The sequence below is a fragment of the Halomonas gemina genome, assembly GCF_023554995.1.
Lineage (GTDB): Bacteria > Pseudomonadota > Gammaproteobacteria > Pseudomonadales > Halomonadaceae > Halomonas > Halomonas gemina.
In genome coordinates, this window is sequence record NZ_JAMJPK010000001.1 from 771392 (window position 1) to 795587 (window position 24196).

The following is a 24196-nucleotide window of genomic DNA, read 5'->3' on the forward strand; positions in this document are numbered from 1 at the left end:
GGTCATCGCCGGTGCAGCGAGTCCCCACGCCCCACGGCGTAGTACATCAGCCCGGCCTGCTTGATGGTCTGGGGGTCGAAGAGGTTGCGGCCATCGACGACCACCGGCATGGCCAGCTGGTTCTTCAGCCAATCGAAATCCACCGCGCGGAAGTCCTTCCACTCGGTGCAGATCACCAAGGCATCGGCCCCCTTCACCGCCTGGATGCGATCGGCCACCAGCACCAGGTCATCGCGCTCGCCATAGAGGCGCCGGCACTCCTTCATCGCCTCGGGATCGAACGCCTGTACCCGGGCGCCGGCATCCCACAGGGCCTCCATCAGCGTGCGGCTGGGGGCATCGCGCATGTCGTCGGTATTGGGCTTGAAGGACAAGCCCCACAGGGCAATGGTCTTGCCGGCAAGATCGCCATCGAAGGCCTGGGAGAGCTTGGCGAACAGCGTCTGCTTCTGGCGCTTGTTGATCGCCTCCACGGCATTGAGCAGCTCGGCCTGGTAGTCGACATCGCTGGCGGAACGCGCCAGCGCCTGCACATCCTTGGGAAAGCAGGAACCGCCATAGCCACAGCCGGGGTAGATGAACTGGTAGCCGATACGCGGGTCGCTGCCGATGCCGCGGCGCACCTGCTCGACATCCGCCCCCAGGCGTTCGGCCAGGTTGGCAATCTCGTTCATGAAGCTGATCTTGGTGGCCAGCATGGCGTTGGCGGCGTACTTGGTCAGCTCGGCCGAGCGCACGTCCATGAACATCAGCTTTTCCTGCAAGCGGATGTAGGGGCCGTAGCACTCGCGCATCAGCTCCTTGACCCGTTCGGAGTGGGTCCCCACCACGATGCGCGCCCCGTGGGTGAAGTCGTCGATGGCCGCGCCTTCCTTGAGGAACTCCGGATTGGAGCAGACATCGAACTCCAGCGCCTCGCCGCGGGCCGCCAGCGCCGCCGCCACCGACTCGCCCACCCGCTCGGCGGTGCCCACCGGCACGGTCGACTTGTCGACGATCACCTTGTACTCGTTCATGTGCTCGCCGATGGTATTGGCCACCGCCAGCACATACTGCATATCGGCGCTGCCGTCCTCATCCGGCGGCGTGCCCACGGCGATGAACTGCAGCGTGCCGAAGGCCACCGCCTCGGCCGGGTCAGTGGTAAAGCGCAACCGCCCAGCGGTCACGTTTTCCTGAACCATCCGCTCCAGGCCCGGCTCGTAGATGGGGATCTCACCATCCTGCAGCCGCTGCACCTTGCCCTTGTCCACGTCCATGCACAGCACGTCGTGGCCCACATCGGCCAGGCAGGTACCGGTCACCAGCCCCACATAACCCGTTCCAAAAATCGTGATCTTCATTCCCTTCCTCCTGAATTATCCCGTCACCAGCTCCTCTCAGAGCCTGATATGCACCTCGGCCTTGGGCAGCGCATACTTCAAATCGTACAACACATGCATGGGCTTGCCCCAGGCGCGCATGTCTTCCACGCCCAGTTCGCGGAACGGGTCGTCAAGTTGGCCGGTGGACGCCTCATGACGGGGCTCGGCGCCCGCCACGCCTTTGCCGAGCGCATCCGTATTGGCCTGGGAAATGATAGACTCGAATAACGCGACCCACCGCACCTGAGAGTCAGCAATGCGCAATCAGTCCATCATCCTCCATGCCCTGGCCGACCTGGCGGCCTGTGAGAGCGACATCGCCGTGCTCTGGCTCTATGGCTCTCGCGCCAAGGGCACCGCTTCGGCAGAGAGTGACTATGACCTCGCGGTGGCATTCCGCGACTTCGCCAAGGAGCCGCTGGAGCGTCGCCTGCGGCCCGAGTTGCTGGCACAAGACTGGCAGGATCGACTGGGCTTGAAGCAGGACCAGCTCTCAATCGTGGATATCAACCTCGCCCCCCTCCCCCTGGCCCACGCCGTAATCCGCACCGGGCAAGTGCTGCAGGCCAATGACCACCTGCGCCTGATCCGCGAGGAGAACCGCATCACGTCGATGTGGGAACTCGACCACCAGTACCATCAGCGGCATTTTGCGTGACCGGCCAAGGAGGCCCAGACATGGAAGCCGAATATGTCGATGCCATGCGCGAGCACTTCGCAACCTTGGCAGAGGAATTGGAACAGCTACCTGTGGGAGCGATATTTTATATCGCGATGGCGCCGCAGGCGCCCAGGACAACCCCACCGCCGCTTCGCGACGGATCGCGACGCAAGCGATCGCTCCCACAAAGGCCCGGAGCTGGATCATGATTGTGGGAGCGGCGGCTGGGCGCTCCAACTTCAGATCGCGATGGCGCCGCAGGCGCCCAGGATGCACCCAGCAACGCTGAGGCCCCCTACCACCTCAGGTCAACGCTTTCCTTGGGCAGCAAATACTTCAGGTCATAAAGCACGTGCTCGGGATAGCAGTGCGGTTGTCTATTCCCAAGACCGTTGGTCCTTGGGAAGATCATCATCGGGATCGTAAGCCACCAGTCGGAGTCGGTCCCCTTCCTGCAACGCTTCCGTATAGAGCACCAGATTCGTGCCGCCGGGATTTGCCACCGAGGGAAACAAGATACCGGCAGCCCCGCACTCCAGCGCTACACCGACCAGCAGCCAGCTGGACGGTTCAAGCGGCCACCATATTCGGCGGCTCCGGCACCACTGGTGGGTGCCCATGCCCACCGTGGCACGTGGACGCGGTAGGCAGGGCACGCCAGCGACTCTCGTACCTTCACCCTACCGCCCCGGCCTTCAGGGCTTGCAGGTAACGTACCAGGTCCTGAGTTCGACCTTCACTGACCAGTCTTTCCGGCGTTCGATAATCGAAGGTGCTGATGGGTTCGTTCCGAAACCAGAACAGGGCATGCCTGAAGTCCCCGTTGATGTCGGTGGCAGCACGCAACACCTGCAACGCATCGCGCAGAAAGCCTTGCAGCTTCTCGCTCCCTTGAGCGCGTGAGAGGGTGACTCGGTGCACATGGGCATCCGCAGCCAGAACTTGCAGATCCATGCCCAATGCGCGAGCGAACAATCTGGGGTCGATGATCGGCTTGCCCGCTGCCGTTGCAGATCGCTTGAGATCCTCAACGAAACGTTCGTAGGTCTTGGGCGCCTGGTATTCGTTCGGGTCGATAAGGGCTTCAGCACTCATGACGGGGTACCTCGCATGCCAGATGGAGCATCAATACAGGTTACATCATTGCTGCATTAATGCATCACTGCAACATAGCCACTGGGACTCGAGGCGTCCATGCCCCTCGACCCTGCTGCCCCTCGCCGTCAGAGCCTGAGGTCGACGCTTTCCTTGGGCAGCACGTACTTCAGGTCGTAGAGCACGTGCTCGGGCTTGCCCCAGGCGCGCATGCCTTCCACGCCCAGTTCGCGGAACTCGCGGTGGGCCACGGCGAGGATGATGGCGTCGTAGGCGCCGGCGTCGGGCTGCTCCACCGGGCGAATGCCGTACTCGTGCTCGGCCTCGTCCTTGTTGACCTGCGGGTCGAAGACATCCACCGCCACGCTGTAGTCGGCCAGTTCCTTGAGGATGTCCACCACCCGGGTGTTGCGCAGGTCCGGGCAGTTCTCCTTGAAGGTCAGGCCCATCACCAGCACCCGCGCGCCCTGCACATGGATGCGGCGCTTGATCATCTGCTTGACCAGCTGACTGGCCACATAGGCCCCCATGCCATCGTTGATGCGCCGCCCGGCGAGGATCATCTCCGGGTGGTAGCCCACCTGCTCGGCCTTGTGGGTCAGGTAGTAGGGGTCCACGCCGATGCAGTGCCCGCCCACCAGGCCGGGGCGAAACGGCAGGAAGTTCCACTTGGTGCCGGCGGCCTCCAGCACCTCCTCGGTGTCGATCCCCAGGCGGTTGAAGATCACCGCCAACTCGTTGATCAGGGCGATGTTGATATCGCGCTGGGTGTTCTCGATCACCTTGGCCGCCTCGGCCACGGCGATGGAGCTGGCCTTGTGGGTGCCGGCGGTGATCACCCGGCGATAGAGGGCATCGACGAACTCGGCCACCTCCGGCGTGGAACCGGCGGTCACCTTCTTGATGCTGGTGACGCGGTGCTCCTTGTCGCCCGGGTTGATGCGCTCCGGGCTGTAGCCGGCGAAGAAGTCGCGGTTGTAGGTCAGCCCTGATACCCGCTCGATCACCGGGATGCAGTCCTCCTCGGTGGCGCCGGGGTAGACGGTGGACTCATAGATCACCACATCGCCCTGGCCCACCACCTGGCCCAGGCTCTCGCTCGCCTTGATCAGCGGCGTGAGATCCGGCCGCCGGCTCTCGTCGATGGGCGTGGGCACCGTCACGATATAGACATTGCACTCGCGCAGCGCCGAAAGCTCGCTCTCGAAGCTGAGCCCGGTGGCCTCGGCCAGCAGCTCCGGCTCCACCTCCAGGGTATGGTCGATGCCGTCTCGCAGGTCATTGATGCGCTTCGCGTTGATATCGAACCCCACGGTGGGCAGCACCTTGCCGAACTCCACCGCCAGCGGCAGCCACCGGCACCTCCACCAACGCCAGGCCATGGCCTTAGAGAGCACGCTACAGAATTATACTTAGCATCCGACCCTTGATGAGATCAGTGCTACCCTGCCATCACGTGCCACTCGCAACATGACCATCAGCCACATGACCAACGTCACTGCTCATCAAGCTGAAGAGCACCCTATCACCACGCGGGCCATTGCGTTTGCCAGGAAGCAAAAGAAGCGGATTGCCAAACGCGTTGCCGACAAGCACCTTTATCCCCCCGAGAAATATCCAGTATCGGTGTTCATGGCGGGCTCACCCGGTGCCGGCAAGACAGAGGCCTCAAAGGAACTCATCGCCGTCCTCAGTGAAAATGGCCAAGACATCCTGCGCATCGACCCTGATGAGCTTAGAGATGAGTTCGAGGATTACCATGGCGGCAATGCCTGGCTGTTTCAGCCGGCCGTCTCTATTCTGGTAGAAAAGCTCCTGGACGTGGCCCTGAAGCAGCATCAGAGCTTTCTTCTGGATGGCACCTTCACCAACCTTGCCAAGGCCCGGGAGAACGTAGCTCGCTCGCTTGGCAAATCCAGGGTCGTGCAGATTCTTTATGTCTACCAGGATCCCTTACTTGCTTGGGAGTTCGTAGAAGCCCGCGAAGCCTTGGAGGGTCGAAGAATTCCAATAGAAAGCTTTTCAGAACAGTACTTTGCAGCCAGAGATGTGGCCAACCGTATCAAGCAGGAGTTCGGCGAATTGGTGATGGTCGACCTGCTGATCAAGAACCACGACGGCTCACATCGCGAGTACGTGCAGAACGTGGAACGAATTGACACCCACATTGCCGAAGCATACTCTCGCGAGTCCCTTCTGCAAAAGCTCGCCGAGAAGACGAGGAAGCGGACATGATGACCAAAGATGAAAAGACCGGCGGCAGCCCCCTATCAGCATTCATCCGCAACGCCAGCCCCGAACGCAAGCGTGATGTTTATCGCCAGGTGATCGAGCGCGCCAACCAGCGCCAACAGGCAGTGCTGGAAAAGGCAGTCCACAAGCCCTCCTGACGACCCGCCTACGCCGTCAAGAACCCGCCCAAATGGCGGGTTTTTCATTTCCATCGCCTTAAATGCCCTTAAGGGTCCGACCCCTAAGCGGATTGAGGGGTCTGACCCCAAAGGGGGGTTCGGCTAGAGCCTGAGGTCAACACTTTCCTTGGGCAGCACGTACTTCAGGTCGTAGAGCACGTGCTCGGGCTTGCCCCAGGCGCGCATGCCCGCGACGCCCAGTTCGCGGAACTCGCGGTGGGCCACGGCGAGGATGATGGCGTCGTAGGCGCCGGCGTCGGGCTGCTCCACCGGGCGAATGCCGTACTCGTGCTCGGCCTCGTCCTTGTTGACCTGCGGGTCGAAGACGTCGACCGCCACGCTGTAGTCGGCCAGTTCCTTGAGGATATCTACCACCCGGGTATTGCGCAGGTCCGGGCAGTTCTCCTTGAAGGTCAGGCCCATCACCAGCACCCGCGCGCCCTGCACATGGATGCGGCGCTTGATCATCTGCTTGACCAGCTGACTGGCCACATAGGCCCCCATGCCATCGTTGATGCGCCGCCCGGCGAGGATCATCTCCGGGTGGTAGCCCACCTGCTCGGCCTTGTGGGTCAGGTAGTAGGGGTCCACGCCGATGCAGTGCCCGCCCACCAGGCCGGGGCGAAACGGCAGGAAGTTCCACTTGGTGCCGGCGGCCTCCAGCACCTCCTCGGTGTCGATCCCCAGGCGGTTGAAGATCACCGCCAACTCGTTGATCAGGGCGATGTTGATATCACGCTGGGTGTTCTCGATCACCTTGGCCGCCTCGGCCACGGCGATGGAGCTGGCCTTGTGGGTGCCGGCGGTGATCACCCGGCGATAGAGGGCATCGACGAACTCGGCCACCTCCGGCGTGGAGCCCGAGGTCACCTTCTTGATGCTGGTGACACGGTGCTCCTTGTCGCCCGGGTTGATGCGCTCCGGGCTATAGCCGGCGAAGAAATCGCGGTTGTAGGTCAGCCCTGATACCCGCTCGATCACCGGGATGCAGTCCTCCTCGGTGGCGCCGGGGTAGACGGTGGACTCATAGATCACCACATCGCCCTGGCCCACCACCTGGCCCAGGCTCTCGCTGGCACGCAGCAATGGCGTTAGATCCGGCCGCCGGCTCTCGTCGATGGGCGTAGGCACCGTCACGATATAGACATTGCACTCGCGTAACGCCTCGAGATCGCTCTCGAAGCTGAGCCCGGTGGCCTCGGCCAGCAGCGCCGGCTCCACCTCCAGGGTATGGTCGATGCCGTCTCGCAGGTCATTGATGCGCTGCGCGTTGATATCGAACCCCACGGTGGGCAACACCTTGCCGAACTCCACCGCCAGCGGCAGCCCCACATAGCCCAGGCCGATCACGCCCAGTCGAATGTTGTCCATGCTCAGCATCTGCTTGTTCCTTGCGCTATCGTCGTTGCACTGAAATGAAAACGGGGCCGGATGTTACGCCATGTAACATTAAGCCGCCCCCGGTTTAACGAAAAGATGAATTCACTCACCCCGGGGGTAACGGGCGCTCCCGTGCACCCTGGGCGCACGGCGATACCGCCGGCGCAGCCCATGGCGGTTCACCACCCCGCGCTGGCGCAGCCAATCGCGCTGGAACACCGCCGCACAGCAGGCGGCCATCAGCAGCACCATCATGGCCAGGGAACCGGCCTCACGAATCGGCACCGCCAGGGCGAACATCACCACCACGCTCACCCCGCTACTCAGCAGCCCCAGCACCCAGGCCGCTGGCCAGATCCGCTCCACGGCCATCAACAGCACAGCCCGCAGGCAGATCACCGCCACTGCCGCGAACCCCAGCAGGCCCACCAGCCCGAACCCCACCGCGATGCCGGCATACAGGGAATGAAAGCCCTGGTAACCCGCCAGCCAGCCAGAGTAGACCGTAGGCGCCATGCTGCCGGAGCCCAGCAGCGGACGCGCCAGCCAGGCCTCGCGGGCGTGCCCCCAGAGCATCAACCGCTCGACCGTGCCGGCATGCACGGCGTAGGCCGCCTCCAGCTCACCGCGCAGGTAGAGGCTGCCCGCCTCGAGGGGCCGGGTGATGCCCTCGAGCACCGGCGGCGAGCCATCGCTCAGCCCGTACCAGGTCACCAGGCTGATGCCACCCAGCGCCCCCAGCGCGGCAATGCCCCACAGGCCCAGGCGCTCCCCCTGCGGGCGACCCAGCAGCGGCGTGGCCAGAGCGAAGCACCCCAGCCCTGCCAGGGCACCGATCCAGCCCGAGCCATAGTGGGTGGCCACCAGCACCATCATCACCAGGGTCGCGAGCAGCATGGCCACCCCCACCTGATAGGCCGGCCGCCAGCCGGTGCCCAGGCGTTGCAGCCCGGAGAACAGCATGGCCACCAGCATCAGCAACCCCACCGAGGCCAGAAAGCCGGTCTGCGCCGGGTGCCCCCATACCCAGGGGTTGGCCAGCATGCCCTGCTCCAGCCGTGACCAGTCGACCCGGGCAATGAAGGCGGCGGCCCCGCCCAGCAGCAACACGCCGAACAACCCGGGCCAGTGCAGGCGGCTCTGGGCCAGCCACCAGCCCAGCGGCACGCTGATGATACCGGCGAGCAGCACCAACGGCCGCCAGTCCGGCGACACGCTGCCCCCCAGCTCCGCCCCCAGGCTGCGCGCCACCAGGAACAGGGTCAGCCCGGCAGACACCCAGAACAGCGGCAGGTGCGACACATCCCGCCAGAAGAGCCGACAACTGAGCAGCGTGGCCACCAGCACCAGCCCCGCGCCGAGGGCCGCCCCCCAGGCGGAGAGGGCCAGGCTGAAGATGCCCAGATAGAGCCCCGCCAGGGCCAGGTAGCGCCGCCAGCCCGCCACCAGGGGGCGCGTGCGCAACATCACTTCGAGCAGCGGCTCGCCGCGACTGAAGCGGGCGATCGTCATCGAGTTCGCATACAGCCGCCGCAGGGCCTTGCTGGTGCGCCAGGCATGGCGAATGAACACATAGTGCAGCATGGCCACGCCGATCAGCCCCAGCAGCAGCAGCACATCCGGCACGCCCACCAGCGAGCCCAGCACCCCCACGGCCCCCAGGGCGAACACGATGGCCACCAGCGCAAGGGTGGTGCCCTCATGACTGAACCCCGCGCGCAGGAAGAGATGGTGGAGGTGCTCGCGGTCGGCGGCGAAGGGGCTCTGGCCCTTGCGTACCCGGCGGATCGCCAGGCTCAGGGTATCCGTTACCGGCAGCACCAGCACCCAGCCGTAGGCCACCGGGGCGAGCACCGCTTGCTCATGCTGGGAGAGGGCCACCACGAACCAGGCGATGGCCAGCCCCAGTGCCATGCTGCCGGCATCGCCCATGAAGACGTTGGCCTTGCGCCGCCAGGGGTGGCGCAGGTTGAACACCAGAAACCCCGCCACCGCAAAGGCCAGCGAGGCGATCACCGCCAGCAGGCCAAGCTGCCCCTGAAGGCCGGCCACCACGCCCAGCCAGGCCAGCATGGCCACCACCACGCCGCCGGCCAGGCCATCGATGCCATCCATCATATTCACGGCATTGATCAGCCCGGCCACCGCGATCACCGTCAGCGGCGCGGCGATCGCGCCCAGCTGCACCAGGCCCACCCCGGGAAAGTCCCCCAGGGTCACCACCACCTGCCGCCCCCACAGCACCATCAGCAGCGCCGCCGCAAGCTGCACCCCCAGCTTGAGGAGGCTGCGCATGTCTCGGGCATCGTCATAGACGCCACACGCGACCAGCAACGCCATGCCCGCATACAGCGGCAGCAGCTCCAGCAGCGAGGCCGCCACCAGCGGCTGCACCACCACAAAGCCGATGAAGACCCCGAGCCCGCCGGTCAGCGGGATTATCCCCTGATGCTGCTTGCGCCCCCCGGGCCGGTCGGCCAAGCCCATGGCCAGCGCCGGCCGCCGCAAGGCACGAATGGCCACCGCCGAGAGCAGCATGGCCAGGGCAGGAAACAACAATGTGACAGGCATAACACGATACCTTCATCCATGAAGCTGTTGGAATTCATTCGCTTGCAGAAACACGGCCACGCCCTTCAAACCTCATGGCCCATTGGCCCATGGCCTCATATAGGGCCCGCTCGGTCTTGCGAAGGTGGCTGGCAGAGGGCACCCAATCGGACACACTATCCGCCGGCTCTCCCTTGGCGAGGTAATGGGTGGGTGCCGCCAGCGGCGCAAGGCCTACCGCGCGAAAATGCGCCATGGCCCGCGGCATGTGCGAGGCGGAGGTCACCAGCACCACCCGGGCGCCCTCCCCCAGTGCCTCACGCACCGCGCGGGCCTCCAGGCCGGTATCCGTCGGGGTATCCAGCACCCTCAGCCGCGGGCTCGGCACGCCAAGCGCCCGGGCGGCCCGGGCATAGCCCTGGGCCACGGGCGCCCGGCTAGGATCACGGCTGGCCCCCGTTACCACCAAGGGCAGCGCGGGCCGCTGACGCCACAGCCGCACCCCCTCCATCAGCCGGATGGCGGAACTCTCGCCGAGCTTGCCGGTGATCGAGCGGGGCGCATCCGGCTGCCAGCCGCCGCCCAGCACCACCACCGCCTGGATATCGGCAGCCAGCGTCGGCATCGGCGCATACTCGGCCTCCAGCGGCGCCAGCAGGCGCTCCGCCACCGGCCCCCAGCTGGCAAGAAACAACAGCCCCAGGCCACCGGCCGCCGCCGCCATGCCCGTGCGCCGCCACCCCCACAGGCCCAGCAGCAGGCCCACCACCAGCAGCCCCAGCACCACCGGCAGCGGCATCACCAGCTGGGCCGCCAGCGTCTTCAAGAGGTCATACATGTTCGGGTTTCCGGGTCAGGGGTGAAGGGTGAGGCGTAAGGCGTAAGGCGTAAGGGGTGAGGCGTGAGGCGTGAGGCGTGAGGCGTGAGGCGTGAGGCGTGAGGCGTCACCGAGCCTGAAGGCAGGCCAGCGCCGCCTCCACCACGATCCGCTCATCGAACTCGTCCTCGATGCGCTGGCGCGCCGCCGTGCCGGCCTGCTGCAGCTGTTCGCTGGGCATCTCGATACACGCCCGCATGCGCTCGGCCAGCGAATCGGCGCTCTTCACCTCACACAGCCAGCCGGTCTTGCCCGGCTCAACGGCATGCCGACAGCCCGGCACATCGGAGACGATGGCCGGGCGGCCCATGGCCGCGGCTTCCAGCACCGTGCGCGGCATACCCTCGCGGTAGGAGGGCAGCACCAGTACCTGGGCCTGCTCGATAAAGGGCCGCACGTCGCCCTGCTCGCCCAGGTAGTCGATCACCCCGGCCGCCTGCCACTCGCGCACCTCGTCTTCGGTGATGGCGGTGCGGTTGCTCGCGCTATGCGGCCCGATCAACATGAAGCGCGTCTCGGGGTGGTGGGCCCTCACCTGCTCGGCGGCCTGCACGTATTCGCGCACGCCCTTGTCGCCCAGCAGGCGGGCGATCATCACGAAGGTGAAGGGGCCACCTTCCGTCCCAACCCCAGGCAGCGGCGAGAAGGCGAAGCGGGTGGTATCCATGCCGGAGCCCGGCAGCACCGTGGTGGGCGTGTTCTTGAGCAGGCCGTGGGACTGGAAGAGATCGTGGTCTTCCTGGTTCTGGAAGAACACCCGCCGCGCCCCGCGATTAACGAAGCCGTAGAGCGCGCGCACCCGGCGAAACAGCCAGTTGTCATGGAGGAAGGCCGTGCCCAGGCCGGAAACATTGTTGGCATAGGGGATGCCCAGCGCCCGGCAGGCCAGGCCCGAGTAGATATTGGCCTTGACCGTGAAGTTGAACACGAAGGCTGGCTTCAGGCGGCGCAGCGTACCGGCCAGCGCCAACAGGCTCTTGCCCTCGCCCACCAGGCGGGTGCTCTTGCCCTCCATGGGCAGCGCCATATGCTCGATGCCCAGCTCCTCCACCAGCCGCGCGGCGTAGTCATCCTGCGGCGCCAGGCCGATCACCCGGTAGCCCGCATCAAACAGCGCCAGGATGGTGCCGCGGCGGAAGTTATAGAGATACCAGGAGGTGTTGGAGACCAACACCACAACGTCCTTGTCTTGCATCGGTGTTCCTGTGAGGTGTGAGATGTGAGGCTTTACACATCAAAGTCATCCAACTCGGCGCTAGCGTCTTGGCGCAGCAAGTGGGGAAAGGCCCGTGTCACCGCTCGTGTCGTGGGCAAATCCTTCAACTCGTGATGAAGCAGGCTGGCCACCAGCCTGGCCTGGGCTTCATCACGGTACCGCTTGGCCGGCTCACGGTCGGGCCGCTGGCTGACATACCACTTGTGCAGCACGAACGCCCGGGGGTCGGGCGTCGATAGCCGAAGCGGCATCCCCCGCTCATCGAAGACGACTGCCTCGAAGCGCGGCGATGCCACCAGCCACTTGAGTGACTCGATGGTCACCGGGGTCAGATCCCCCTCCTCCAGCAGATGCTCGAAGTCGTTCATCTGCAGAGGATCGCTGCCACCCTGGGTGATGAAGTCGACGCGATAGCCGATGTCATTGACAGCACAGAACATGAACGTCGCATCAGTGAACCGCTGGAAGGTCTTGTCGGTTCGGCGCAGCAGGGAGAGCAAGCCCTCGGGTTGTACCTGAGCCGCGATACGAACTCCCTGGCGGGCATCCATCAGCACATCCACATCGGAGGTGGCCAGGTGCTCGGGCTCGACCAGCACGCCGGCCCGTGCCTCATACGCGTAGAGTGCATTGGTACCAATGATGCGGAAAGGAACGCCCTGACGCTGCAGAGCACGAATGACGCGGGCGGCGATGAGAGGGAAACGGTGCAGCCGATTGGCTCGCACGTAAGCCGCATGCGTCTTCAACTGGTGCTTCAGGGCGTCTTCCCGCGCCTTGTGTGCCGCCTTCCTGGCGTCAAACGACGCCTTGATGGATTCCGTCTCGGGTGAACGCGGCCCCAGCGATTGGTTCTTGCCGTGGGAATACCCGCGGTAGAGATACTCGCGGCCAGCGATGAGCTTCCAGTGCATGGAGCCAGCCACCTGACGTGCTTGGCCACGATGCGCCTCCAACGCCTCGAAGAGCTGGATAGCATTGGTGGCGACCTTGGCTTGCTCCAGTTGAAGCCGTGTGTAGCTCACGCTGTTTCCTCATGCAGATGACCCTACTCGGCATCTTAACTAAAAAAACAACATATGTATTGGAGATTTAGTTAACCACCTCACGAGCAAATCAGACAACGCCCTCTAACCTCACCTCTCGCACCTCGAACCTCACCCCTCCCTCACATCCCCACCACCTGATACGGCAGCCACCAGTCTGAATGCACCGCAAAGAACAGCCAGACGAAAAGCACGGCCGTGTAGTAGGCCACCACCCCCGCCACGATATAGGCGCGATGGAAGGTATCTCCCACGATCAGATGCAGGCGCGAGAACACGAACACCTGCAGCGGAATGAGATAGAGCGCCACCCGATCCGTGGCCGTGGAAGACATCACCACCAGCGGCAGGCAGGCGATGGCCAGTACCGACATCCACCACCACAGCCGCTGTTCGGCATGGCTCAGCCGCATGTACCGGTTCAGCAGCAGGAACAGCACTGCCGGCACGGCGTTCATCAGCACCCGAATCAGCCCACCCTGGGACTGATAATCCGCCTCCACATAGTTGGCCCAGAGCTGGTCGACGGAATCAAACAGAAACAGGTAGCCACCGATCAGCGAGGCGGCACCGCCCCAGGCCAAGGAGGCGAAACGGTTCTGGCTGGCGGCCAGGCCGGCCACCGGCAGCATCAGCACCGCACTCTTGTGGAAGGCGGCGCCGATCAGCACCCAGACCACGAACACGCGCACGCGATTATCGCCGAGGGCCACCAGTCCCAGCAGCACGAAACCCAGCGCCACCGCCTGGCGGGAATAGCCCATGCCCACCACGATGATCAGGTAGGGCACCGCCACCAGCAGCGCCAGCCAGGGCAGCGGCTGACGGCGGGCAAAGGCAATCACCCCGCTCATCAGGATGGCGCCGCACATCAGGTTGACCCAGTAGATGTTACCGCCCAGGTTCACCGCCAGCCAGTTGAGCAGGTAGTAGCCGGGATCGCCGTGCGTCAGCACCTCGAACAGGGACATGGCGGCGGCCTGATCGACATAGCGCAGGTAGGCGCCCCAGTCGCCGCCCACCTGAAAACGCAGGCCAATCGCCAAGGTAAAGACCGCGCCGATCAGCCACCACATCGTGGGGCGCGAGGCGGGTGTCAGCCGCCGCTGGGAGAGCACCCCCGCGGCGGGAATCAGAAAGAGTATCCAGTAGGGCAGCATAGGGCTCACTTGCAAGCGAAGCGCCGCTTCGGCAGCGCTTAGGAAACGGGGTTCAGGGCAGGCCAGGTCGCCAGCGCCGTTGCCAGGCCAGCAGCTGCAGTACGGCCCACAGCTGCTGGGCGTGGTGGCCCTGGCCCTTGAGGTGGGCCTGCCACAGGCGGCGCACCTGGCCGGCATCCAGCATCGGCAGCGCCTGCAGGCTGGCGGTGGAGAGCAGGTCCTCCGCCCAGTCGCGCAGCGGGCCACTTAGCCAGGCATCCAGCGGGATGGCGAAACCCATCTTGGGCCGGTCGATCAGCTCACGGGGCACATGGCGATAGAGCAGCTGGCGCAGCACCCACTTGCCCTGCCCCTCCTTGAGCCGGGTCTCGACGGGAATGTGCCAGGCGGTATGGAACACCTCGGGGTCGAGGAAGGGTACGCGCACCTCCAGGCTGCTGGCCATGCTGGCCCGGTCTACCTTCACCAACACGTCGTCAACCATGTAGTGAAGCGTGTCCATCAGCAGCATCCACTCCACGCTATCGAACTGCTGCAGGGCCGGGAACAGCGCCTTCGGGGTCTGTCCGCTGCACTCCCCTTCCAGTAGCGCGGCGGGCTCACGGTTCATCGAGGCCACGCCGACGAACAGCGCACGCTCGCTAGGGCTTTCCAGCACCGCGGCCAGCTTGTGCAGTTTCTCACCGAAGGTGCGCACCTGCAGGCGGCTCGGCAATACCCTGCCGCCCAGCCGCATCAGCGCATCGTAGCCTTGGGCGGGAATCGCCTTGAGCGAACCGCCCAGCGCCCGGCGCGCCGGCAGCGGCAGGCGCTTGAGCTTGTGCCAGATCCGCGGCACCCACAGATGGCGGTTGTAGCCGCCGAACAGTTCGTCACCGGCATCGCCGGAGAGCGCCACGGTGACGTGCTCGCGGGTCAGCCGGGAGACCAGCGCGGTAGGCAGCTGGGAGGAATCGGCGAAGGGCTCGTCATAGAGCTCGGGCAGCTTGGGCACCAGGTCCAGCGCCATCTGGGAGGTGGCTTGGAGCGTCATGTGCTCGGTGCCCAGGTGGGCCGCCACCGCCTCGGCGTGGCTCGATTCATCGTAGCGGGCATCGTCGAAGCCCACCGAGAAGGTGCGCACCGGCGCCTCGGCCTGTTGCTGCATCAGCGCCACGATCAGCGAGCTATCGATGCCGCCCGATAGAAAGGCCCCCAGGGGCACATCGGCCAGCATGCGACTCTTAACGGACTGGCCCAGCGCCTGTTCGACGGCGGAAACCGCCGCCTCGGGTTCATTCAAGGGCTCGGCCTGCATCGATTCCCGCGCCGCCTGCTCCGCGGACCACCAATGCACCGGCGCCGGCAGCTGGCCGGCCTGCACATCCGCGTGGGTGATCGTCACCAGAGAACCCGGCGGCAGCTTGGCCACCCCCTGGAAGATGCTCGCCTCGCCGCCCACGCAGCCGAAGCGCAGGTAGCCTTCCAGTGCCTGCTCGGCCAGGGTGCCCTGCCATTGGGGGTGGGCCATCAGCGCCTTGAGCTCGGAACCGAACAGCAACGACCCACGCCCCGTGACCGGCTCGCCCTCACCACTGCTAGCACCCTGGGCAAAGCCAACGTAGAGCGGCTTTTCGCCGAAACGATCCCGCGCCAGAGTCAGCGTCCGCTCCTGGCGATCCCACAGCGCGATGGCAAACATCCCCACACAGCGCTTGAGCGTTTCTTCCACACCCCACGCTGAAAACGCCGCCAGCAACGTCTCGGTATCCGAATGCCCCCGCCACTGTGGTACCTCACCTCTCGCCCCTCTTACCTCGCTCCTGAGCCTTTCGTGATTATAAATCTCACCATTAAAGGCGATCACATAACGCCCGCATGCCGAGTGCATGGGCTGATGCCCCGCTGGAGAAAGATCGAGAATAGAGAGCCGCCGATGGCCCAGCACCAGCCCGGCGCCCTCTTCGGCCCAGTGGCCTTCGCTATCCGGGCCGCGGTGGATGATGGCTGCGGTCATGGCCTGAATGGCGCCCAACCCCGCCCTGGCATCGAACCCGCTCGGTTGCAGAAAACCCGCCAGTCCACACATCAGTCGTACCCTTCCGGGTTGGCCTGCTGCCAGCGCCAGACGTCCATCATCATGGCATCCAGGTCGCGCCGAGCCTTCCAGCAGAGTTCTTCCCTCGCCTTGCCGGGATCCGCCCAGAACGCCGGCAGGTCACCCGCACGCCGGGGCGCGAAATGGTAGGGCACGCTACGGCCGCTGGCCGTCTCGAAGGCGCGCACCATCTCCAGCACGGAATAGCCCCGCCCGGTGCCCAGATTCCAGACGTTCACCCCCGAGCGGGTGTCCAGTGCCTCTAGCGCCGCTAGATGGCCTTCCACCAGGTCCATCACGTGCAGGTAGTCCCGCACCCCGGTGCCGTCGTCGGTGGGATAGTCGCTGCCGAACACGGCCAGCGACTCCCGCCGCTCGGTGGCCACCTGAGCGATGTAGGGCACCAGGTTGTTGGGCGTGCCGCGCGGCGACTCGCCGATGCGCCCGCTCTCGTGCGCCCCTGTCGGATTGAAGTAGCGCAGCACCCCGATATGCCAGCGCTCGTCGGAAACGGCCAGGTCGGACAACACCTGCTCGACCATCAGCTTGGAACGGCCGTAGGGGTTGCTAGGTGTACCCGTGGGTAGGCCCTCGTGCCAGGGCAAGGGATGGCCCTCTCCGTAGACGGTGGCCGATGAGCTAAACACCAGGCGGTGTGCACCCGCCCCCTCCATGGCCTGGCACAGGGTGACAGTTCCGCCCACATTATTCTCGAAGTAGGCCAGCGGCTGCTGGACGCTCTCGCCCACGGCCTTGAGCCCGGCAAAGTGCATCACCGCATCAATCCTCTGCTCGGCGAACAGCTTGTCCAGCAGTGCCCGGTCCCGCACATCACCTTCGATGAAGGGCACCTCCCCACCACCGAGTTCCGCGGCTCGCGCTACCGCCACGGCCGAGCCATTGGCCAAGTTATCTAGCGCCACCACCTGATGGCCCGCCTCCAGCAGCACCACGATGGCATGAGAGCCGATGTAGCCGGCCCCTCCCGTTACCAATATTCTCATTTCACCCCTTCAGGTTCTTTGTAAGCGGTCTGATACACAGCCAGGTAACGATCCGCCATGACGTCGAGCGAAAAGCGCGCCATCACTCGCTCGCGCGAAGCGCTGCCCAACTGCTCGCGCTCCTCCGGCGAAAGCCGCAAGACCCGCTCCATCGCCGCCGCCAGGGCAGTATTATCACGCGGCGGGACCAAGAAACCGTCTTCGCCCACCACTTCGCGCACCCCGCCGCAATCGGTGGCCACCACCGGCCGCTCGCAGGCCATGGCCTCTGCTACCACCAAGCCGAACCCCTCCCAGGCCGAAGGCAGCACGAACACATCACAGGCGGACATCAACGCCGGTACATCATGGCGCACGCCGAGAAAGCGCACCCGATCCACCATGCCAAGCGATTGTGCCAAGGCTTCCAGTTCACCGCGCAACGGCCCTTCGCCCACGATCGCCAGTTGCGGTGGGATGGCGCCAGGATCAAGGTGGGCGAAGGCACGCAAGAGGTTCGGGTAATCCTTCTGCTCCCAGAGCCGGCCCACGGCGAGCAGCAGCGGAGTGTACCCATCGAGACCTAGCTCCGCCCGAACCCGCACCCGCGCGGCCGGGTCGAAGGCGAATGCCGCCGTATCGATACCGTTGTGGATGGCGATCATCCGCCCCGGCCGCAGAGCCCACTGCGCCTCGAAGGCCTCAACTGCCTCGTCGGAGACATTGGTGGAGATATCCGCCAACCGGTCGGTCAGACGATAGGCGACCATGCGCAACCGCCCCTCCTCGTTGGTATTGTGCGCACTGGAAACCAATCGCGGCATGGGTGTGACCATCCGCAGCAGGCGGGTGAGGAGATTGGCATGCACCAGGTGGCTATTGACCACATCCGGCTGAAACGCTCGGACCAGCCGGCGGAAGCGCCCCAGTGCCGCCAGAACACCCGGCGGGCTGCGCCGCATGTTCAGGTTCTCCAACCGCACCCGCGGGTCGCTCGGTCGCAACTCCGCCTCGCCGTGAAAGCGCACGAGCATGACCTCATGGTCGTCGGCAGCGTACTGATCCGCCAGAGCTGTCAGCAGGCGCTCTGCACCACCAACGCCCAGGCTGGTAATCGTCAGTAGGATTCTCACCGATCCACCCCACCGGGTGTGATAGAGCCAACACGGCACCTCCCATACGAAAGAAACCTCATTTCAGCCCCAACTCGCCAAACATCGCTTCCCACTCCTGCCGTATACCGTCGGGCCGGTAACGCCGTGCGTTTTCCCTCGCCGCTCGCGCCATTAGGGCCCGCTCAGCGGCATTGCTCATAAGTTCCGTAAGCCCCTCGGCCAGTGCCTGTGGATCTTCCTGCTTCACCAAACGACCACTGCCACCGGCCAGTACCTCGCGGGGGCCGGTGGGGCAGTCGGCGGAAACACTGGGCAGGCCGAAGTGCTGGGCCTCGAGCAGCGTCATGGGCAGCCCTTCCCAGCGCGAACTCATCACGTACAGGTCCGCGGCGGCATATTCCCGAGCCATATCCCGCACCTGGCCGACGAAGACCACCGAATCCTCGATGCCCAGTTCCGCCGCCAACGCCTTCAGCGCGGCCTCTTCCTCGCCGCCACCGACGATTCGCAACACCCAGCCGTTTCTCGCCTCGCCGAGGTAGTGCCAGGCACGCATCAAGACGTCGAAGCCCTTCTGGCGGGTGAGGCGGCCGACGGCCAACGCAATCGCGGGCGCGTCCAGCGGGCGCGGTGATACCGGCTCACTCTCCGGGAAGCGGGGAATCGGGTTCCAGATGGCCTGGACCCGATCAACGATGCGGTACTTGCGGCGCCATGCCTCGGCATCCCGCTCGGTGAGCACCACCACCCGGTCGCTCAGGCGCGAGGCCGCCAGCCGGGCCAGGTCACGCATGCGCGTGCCGTGGCTCGTGGCCAGGTTGAAGTGCTCCCAGCAGATCACCTTCACCGGCGAGTGCCACACCCAGGGCACGCAGAAGGCGAACAGAATGGAGTCCACCAGGATCATCGCGTCAGCGCCGGATTCACGAGCCTCGGCCTTCAGGAAGCGCGAAATTGCCGCAGCCCTGCGCAGACTGCCGCCAGCCGCCGCCAGGCCGGCGGTCTTCACGCGGACGGCATCCGGCATGTCGAACCAGGGTTCCGCTGGGCCGAAAAGGCTCAGGATGGTTATCTCGTGACCCGCTTCGGACAGCGCCGCCGCGATCTCCGTCGTCACTCGTTCGGTACCGCCGTATGCGGAAATATCCCCAAGAACAAACAAAAGCTTCACGGTGATTCCACTCCCATGACACGCAGATATTGCCGAGCCACGGTCTGGGCTTCAAACTGTTTCAAATGTTCGGCCAGCGCTGCCGGATCGACTGGATGCTCCTTGGCTCGCAGAATGGCATCGGCCATGGCCTGACTATCACCGACAGGTACCAGCTGACCGAAATGGCCTTTCGCAAGAATTTCGCTGGGGCCACTGGGACAGTCTGTCGATACTACTGTCGCGCCCACTCCCAAGGCCTCGACCAATACATTGCCAAATCCCTCCCAAGCGGAAGACAGAGCAAAAACATCCGCCTGTGCAAAGTAGTCCAAGGGATTGTTCACGAAACCCACAAGATCCACCTTATCAGCAATGTCAAGTTGATGGATTTCCAGACGAAGAGCCTCCTCACACTCACCTTGCCCCAGTATCACTAGCCGCGTATCGGCCGTTAGATTCGCCAATGCAATGGCCTTCAACAAGACATCCTGCTGCTTCTGCGCCGACAGCCGTCCCGCTGTGACTACAGAAATCCAGCTGCTCTTAGAGTCTAACCAAGAGTGCACTCGGCGATACTGCCCGGCTTTCGGACTACACTCGAAGGCTGGATTATAAATCGTGACAGCCTTATTTTTTTTAAGACCAGCAGTAGATATGACATCCTCCTTGACCCCTTCAGAGATAGCTACCACTCTTTTGGCCTTTGGCAGGTACCATCTAGCGGCCAAAGGCATCAGGTACCGTTCCTTCCATCGTGGAGATTCTCGGCAATGGGTCGAGAAATGGTTAGGGATTCGAGCGACAACAGGCACTTTACCTTTCGACCTTCTTGAGGCCTGGATAGCGATAATAGAGGCGCCTTCCATCATTCCCAACAAAACAAAGGGCTGACGTTGATCAATATAGGAGATAATCGAGTTACGCCAATGACTTGCACCTGGTTGCTCCGGAAAAATAACCTCACAACTATCAGGAACTGAATCTAGATAATCGCCCTCTCTGCTTCCCAGCAGAAAATCAACGTCATGCCCAGCCTCGACAAATTCTCGGCTCAAGTTGATTGCCATGCGCTCGGCGCCTCCGCCAGCCAACGAGTACACCGCTATGCCAATACGCGCCATAGTCACCCCGAGTCTTTAATGCCGCAACCAGTGCGAAAGATCACGTCCTAACAGAGTTTCAAGCTTTTCCACCTGTGGCCGAAAGGCATCCTCAAGCTCATGAACAAAATGCTCTGGCAGCCGTTCTTTTTTTCCTTTTTCAATATTATACTTTTCCATCCATCGGCTGGGTGTTATGCCCACTGCGTTACCCATTTTCTTCAGTGGCCCATAGAGCCTGCCGAGTCTCTCGGGAAGATTTTTATGCAGCAAAGCCAGATTTTTATTCTTCAACCGCTTTCTTTCATTGACAACTTCAAAAGAATTCGGAAGAACAGGGCTCACCTCTAGAAAACTCAGCACATCCCTGTAGACTCCTTCGACATCCTGCTTCACGTCATCATGAAGTATGACTAACCGTTGTGAGGCCGGGACAATGCTCATAAGTTTCTCAACCTGGTCACCCAGACACCCGACTTCATAATACTGGAGAATATTCGGCTCGACACAAGAAGGGGGAATGTTCTGGCCCTGTCGCCTTGCTGCCTGCAAGGACCAAGCATACTCAAAGTTATGCTCATCCTCAGAAAGGTTGTAACAAAGCTCGGAGTGGTACGCTTGAATCATCTCAACCGGGTTACGCAGCATCGCGATGATTTTGGCATCAGGGTTCTCCGCCATGATGCTGTGCACTGCGTTTTTGGAAAATAGATAGCTGGCGGAAGCTTCACCTACAATAGACGAAGCAGGCGCATCGTCAAACAAGCGAGAGTAACTTTTATGATCATCAATCCGATCGCGCAGCCTCAAGTCATCGCTATAAAAATGAGGCTCTTTCAATTCAGGTAGGAATATTTCTGGATGATCTTTCAAATAGTAATACAGCATCGTCGTCCCGCACTTTTGCGCACCGACAATAAAAAAGCTTGGAGTACCCACAAAAAATCCAGCCTATCAATTCAAGTATGTTGAATGATTATACCAGCCACTAATCATAAACAAGCAATACAGTCTTTCGGCATTTTTCCTGTACCGAAACCCTTGGTCCACCATCTTTCTTACATGGCTTTCAATGGCAGGCGTCCAAAGTGGACATGCCAGAATTTCGTCCAAAACGAATCTTTGATTCAGCTCTAAAAACCTCGTATAATCGAAAACAAATCCCTTTTTTCCTATTTTATCCGAATCAACACCGACTCGCTTTTTTATGTAATCTCTGAGAATAACTTTATTTCTGTAATTGTCTCTATCAAACCGATTTTCCTCAGGAAGATTGAAGAAGTAATCAACAACCGATTCCTGAGCCCAAGGAAATTTAACATTCCATTCGAACGCATCTGCCGCATTTCGTGCCTTTCTCATGAAAAGCTCGTGGTCTACATACTGGCCTCGAATAAATGCGCGGCAATCTACTGGATCTCTATAGGTTAGCCCCCCAACCAAGTCGTCCCAGAAACGATGGGTATCGAAGGCGCTTAAATCAAACGCCTTCTGCTCCTTGGGCCAATAGGTACCAAGCAAACCGTCCAATTCATACTCAAACCTCATTGCCCCAGACGGGAATCGGTCGGATGGATAGACCTTGCGAAGCAGAGCACTCAAAAAACCAGGAAGCTGTCGACGCTTTTGTTTAACTACATTTGGAGTGGGCAAATAGCCTATGTATCCATCACTGCCCAGCCCATCCAAAACAGTAACCCCCGAATCTAAACACTCGACTCCTGCAGCAGCATAAGAGAGGGCAGCATAATCTAAGGAAGGAAACGGTGTCCTTTCGAAATATGTTATGAGGCGCTGTATATCAATATTACCAAAATCGACATCAATCACTGTATGTCTAAGATTTAATCTTCTAGCAACAGACTCTGCGATCTCTGATTCATCGGCTGCACCTGGAGAGCGATAGGTGACGCAGTGCAAATCCTTGTGGCCTGAATCGACCGCAGCCATTGCAAGTGGAATTGAATCTTTCCCACCACTTAGAAACAGGGCCTTGTCGGTTGCTCCTTTCAATGCGTGATCGACCGCAGTAGACAAGACTTCTTGAACAGCACCTAAGTCAGGCGAGCTATCCTCACGACTTCGAGAGTTTACGAATGGAAACTCCACACTTCTATGAAGTGACCACCTGCCACCGTCAAACCATAGGTCAATAACTTGTCCGGCAGTTATAATATAGAGATTCTGATAGCAGCTATAGGGCACTGGTATTACGTAGTTTTGCAACAAGAAACTGGTCGATTTATCGTCTAACCGTAGCAGTTTTCTAGCCTGCAAATATTCTAGAATACTTGGCAAGTGCAAAGAGAAGTGCACATTGTGCCCGTCATAGTAGAGATAAATAGGACGTTCGCCAGCCAAGTCCGAGAAAAATCTTAAGTGTGTTTTGTCATCATTCAGGACAAACTGACACCGGTCGAACCCATCGGAGGCGGAAGGGAGATGCGCTAAGTCAAAAACACTCATATATTTCCTAAAGTCAATATTGATGACTCTCAACACTCACCGCATTTATCAACCATAAATCATGGCGATACTGCAACATGCCAAAGCCTTTCGACGACTCAACCCGCCACACTCCTCACGAATTGAGAAAAAGCTATCAACTTCCCATTATATTTCGCTTTCTTTGCTACACTGGGTTCATTTTTCCAGGCATTGTCCCCAAGACCTGAGACTGAAGTCTCACACTCGTTATGGAAAAGTTTGCAAACATCATCATAGCTTATGTTAAACTCTTTTCTATTAACTTTCACACAAAAGCGACTTAATGATTCTGTATCTTCATATAAATGGATTAATTCATCATTTTTAATTGTTGAGTAAACACCTCTCCCAAATACAACACTAGGCTTTCCACGAATAACTGACTCTACAGAAACGGTTCCATTGACAGATGATGTAAGGCAAGAGCCATCAATTAATTTATAAGAATCTATATTAATATCTACTAAATAAGTATTTGTTAGTTCAGATATACTCTTGTAAAATTCAAGCGACCTCACACCCTTTGGAAATTTATTATTAAACATTGACGGGTGTTCTTTAACATACAGGCACATATCATCAGGAAGTGCGTCTCTCATTGCTTTGATTGCTAAATACTGCTGCGTAAACCCCCACCCTTCTGGTAAGGTGGTTTTTTCTGGCTGATAATGCAAAAAAAAGATTACATAATCTCCGCTGAACGAAGGCTCGACAGCATTTTTCTTATAATAAAAAAAGTATTTGAAGGCTCTCATCGACTTATGGTTTTGGTAGTCAAAAAAGAGCTTTTTGAAAAGTGATTTCCACCCAATATTATTTTTATTTCGCATTGCCTCGTAGAATGGCAATGCATTTTCTCTACGCCCTTTTTTACTTTCAAGGAATTTATTTATTTGACTACACTCTCCCTCTTGCAATAACGTTGATACAGGAAATCCGCACGGGGCTATAAATGATCGATTATCTCTACTCAACCCTTCAGCTAAAAAGTACCGCCACGGGATTATTGAATTTTGCACATAAACGACTCTAACACCCAACAATTCTGCAACTTTCCCATACAGCCATTGCTCAATTCTATGGGGCGTAGAAAACATGAAATAATAAGAGATTGTATTTCGATAAAAAAAATTATATGCGCACTCGAACTTTTTATAAATTAACAACACCCTCTCTTGCATTGACAGGCATAGCTCGGCCTTACTCGCCTGGCGTTCAAAAATCATAAAGGTTTCGGGGCATGCAATAAGTTCGAAGAAAGTTTTTTCTTTTTCTTCCTTAGACTCGCACCAAAAAGATGACTCACTTACATCAAAATATTTCTCAACACTACATCCATGATCTTTTAAATAAACAGCGACTTCATCATGCCTAGTTAGGAAAACGAAAGATGCTTTTTTATCATCTCCAGCAGGAATTGCATCGACTACATCTTCCGGGTAGCACTCATCTCCAAAATCTACCAACACACTTGTCATTAACCGAATACCCCAAATTAAGTTCGTTGCTAAAAAATGCAAA

At 60.6% G+C, this 24196-nt stretch carries 21 protein-coding genes; 3 read left to right on the forward strand and 18 right to left on the reverse strand.

Features of this window, described 5'->3' with window-relative positions; genetic code table 11:
• Positions 1-2 precede the first annotated feature (2 nt).
• Both M8009_RS03790 and M8009_RS03795 read right to left on the reverse strand, forming a co-directional pair.
• A complete protein-coding gene (locus M8009_RS03790; RefSeq protein ID WP_250059418.1) occupies positions 3-1343 on the reverse strand; it encodes a UDP-glucose dehydrogenase family protein in 1341 nt (446 codons plus the stop codon).
• A gap of 36 nt (positions 1344-1379) precedes the next feature.
• Entirely contained in the window at positions 1380-1628 is a 249-nt protein-coding gene (locus tag M8009_RS03795; protein WP_250059419.1) for a hypothetical protein, read from the reverse strand.
• Here M8009_RS03795 and mntA point away from each other — a divergent pair.
• The gene (mntA, locus tag M8009_RS03800) at positions 1621-2022 is read left to right on the forward strand and encodes a type VII toxin-antitoxin system MntA family adenylyltransferase antitoxin (protein ID WP_250059420.1); all 402 of its coding nucleotides are present in this window, start codon (positions 1621-1623) and stop codon (positions 2020-2022) included. The genes M8009_RS03795 and mntA overlap by 8 nt on opposite strands.
• Positions 2023-2700: 678 nt before the next feature.
• Here the strand turns inward: mntA and M8009_RS03805 are convergent.
• Positions 2701-3120 (reverse strand): DUF2384 domain-containing protein, encoded by a 420-nt coding sequence (locus M8009_RS03805; RefSeq protein ID WP_250059421.1) that lies wholly within the window; start codon positions 3118-3120, stop codon positions 2701-2703.
• 128 nt (positions 3121-3248) lie between these two features.
• Positions 3249-4502 carry a Vi polysaccharide biosynthesis UDP-N-acetylglucosamine C-6 dehydrogenase TviB gene (tviB, locus tag M8009_RS03810; protein ID WP_250059422.1) on the reverse strand — a complete coding sequence of 418 codons (1254 nt, stop codon included), beginning with the start codon at positions 4500-4502 and terminating at the stop codon, positions 3249-3251.
• Positions 4503-4605: 103 nt separating this feature from the next.
• Between tviB (M8009_RS03810) and M8009_RS03815 the strand changes: the two genes are divergently transcribed.
• Positions 4606-5355 carry a zeta toxin family protein gene (locus M8009_RS03815; protein ID WP_250059423.1) on the forward strand — a complete coding sequence of 250 codons (750 nt, stop codon included), beginning with the start codon at positions 4606-4608 and terminating at the stop codon, positions 5353-5355.
• On the forward strand, positions 5352-5510 hold the full coding sequence (locus M8009_RS03820; protein WP_250059424.1) for a hypothetical protein: 159 nt from the start codon (positions 5352-5354) through the stop codon (positions 5508-5510). The genes M8009_RS03815 and M8009_RS03820 overlap by 4 nt, the downstream gene beginning before the upstream one ends.
• A 123-nt stretch (positions 5511-5633) precedes the next feature.
• Here M8009_RS03820 and tviB (M8009_RS03825) read toward each other — a convergent pair whose 3' ends face one another.
• The 14 genes from tviB (M8009_RS03825) to M8009_RS03890 form a co-directional block, all read right to left on the reverse strand.
• Positions 5634-6911, reverse strand: coding sequence for a Vi polysaccharide biosynthesis UDP-N-acetylglucosamine C-6 dehydrogenase TviB (gene tviB, locus M8009_RS03825; protein ID WP_250059425.1), 1278 nt, complete (start codon positions 6909-6911; stop codon positions 5634-5636).
• A 102-nt stretch (positions 6912-7013) separates the two neighbouring features.
• Complete coding sequence (locus M8009_RS03830) at positions 7014-9482, reverse strand: MraY family glycosyltransferase (RefSeq protein WP_250059426.1); 2469 nt, start codon at positions 9480-9482, stop codon at positions 7014-7016.
• Positions 9483-9516: 34 nt separating this feature from the next.
• Positions 9517-10299, reverse strand: a complete 783-nt coding sequence (locus M8009_RS03835; RefSeq protein WP_250059427.1) for an ElyC/SanA/YdcF family protein — start codon at positions 10297-10299, stop codon at positions 9517-9519.
• A 106-nt stretch (positions 10300-10405) separates the two neighbouring features.
• Positions 10406-11533 (reverse strand): glycosyltransferase family 4 protein, encoded by a 1128-nt coding sequence (locus M8009_RS03840; RefSeq protein WP_250059428.1) that lies wholly within the window; start codon positions 11531-11533, stop codon positions 10406-10408.
• 32 nt (positions 11534-11565) lie between these two features.
• Positions 11566-12579 carry a GSU2403 family nucleotidyltransferase fold protein gene (locus M8009_RS03845; RefSeq protein ID WP_250059429.1) on the reverse strand — a complete coding sequence of 338 codons (1014 nt, stop codon included), beginning with the start codon at positions 12577-12579 and terminating at the stop codon, positions 11566-11568.
• A gap of 143 nt (positions 12580-12722) precedes the next feature.
• On the reverse strand, positions 12723-13769 hold the full coding sequence (locus tag M8009_RS03850) for an EpsG family protein (RefSeq protein ID WP_250059489.1): 1047 nt from the start codon (positions 13767-13769) through the stop codon (positions 12723-12725).
• 43 nt (positions 13770-13812) lie between these two features.
• Positions 13813-15828, reverse strand: a complete 2016-nt coding sequence (asnB, locus tag M8009_RS03855) for an asparagine synthase (glutamine-hydrolyzing) (RefSeq protein WP_250059430.1) — start codon at positions 15826-15828, stop codon at positions 13813-13815.
• Entirely contained in the window at positions 15828-16841 is a 1014-nt protein-coding gene (gene galE, locus M8009_RS03860; RefSeq protein ID WP_250059431.1) for a UDP-glucose 4-epimerase GalE, read from the reverse strand. The genes asnB and galE overlap by 1 nt, the downstream gene beginning before the upstream one ends.
• On the reverse strand, positions 16838-17953 hold the full coding sequence (locus M8009_RS03865) for a glycosyltransferase (protein ID WP_250059432.1): 1116 nt from the start codon (positions 17951-17953) through the stop codon (positions 16838-16840). Before M8009_RS03865 ends, galE begins: the two co-directional genes overlap by 4 nt.
• A gap of 58 nt (positions 17954-18011) precedes the next feature.
• Positions 18012-19106, reverse strand: coding sequence for a glycosyltransferase (locus M8009_RS03870; RefSeq protein ID WP_250059433.1), 1095 nt, complete (start codon positions 19104-19106; stop codon positions 18012-18014).
• Complete coding sequence (locus M8009_RS03875; RefSeq protein WP_284047684.1) at positions 19103-20209, reverse strand: glycosyltransferase; 1107 nt, start codon at positions 20207-20209, stop codon at positions 19103-19105. Before M8009_RS03875 ends, M8009_RS03870 begins: the two co-directional genes overlap by 4 nt.
• A 15-nt stretch (positions 20210-20224) precedes the next feature.
• Positions 20225-21127 (reverse strand): sulfotransferase family protein, encoded by a 903-nt coding sequence (locus M8009_RS03880; protein WP_347709822.1) that lies wholly within the window; start codon positions 21125-21127, stop codon positions 20225-20227.
• A 15-nt stretch (positions 21128-21142) separates the two neighbouring features.
• Entirely contained in the window at positions 21143-22654 is a 1512-nt protein-coding gene (locus M8009_RS03885) for an asparagine synthase-related protein (RefSeq protein WP_250059436.1), read from the reverse strand.
• A 98-nt stretch (positions 22655-22752) separates the two neighbouring features.
• Positions 22753-24153 carry a capsular biosynthesis protein gene (locus M8009_RS03890; protein WP_250059437.1) on the reverse strand — a complete coding sequence of 467 codons (1401 nt, stop codon included), beginning with the start codon at positions 24151-24153 and terminating at the stop codon, positions 22753-22755.
• Between the last annotated feature and the right edge of the window lie 43 nt (positions 24154-24196).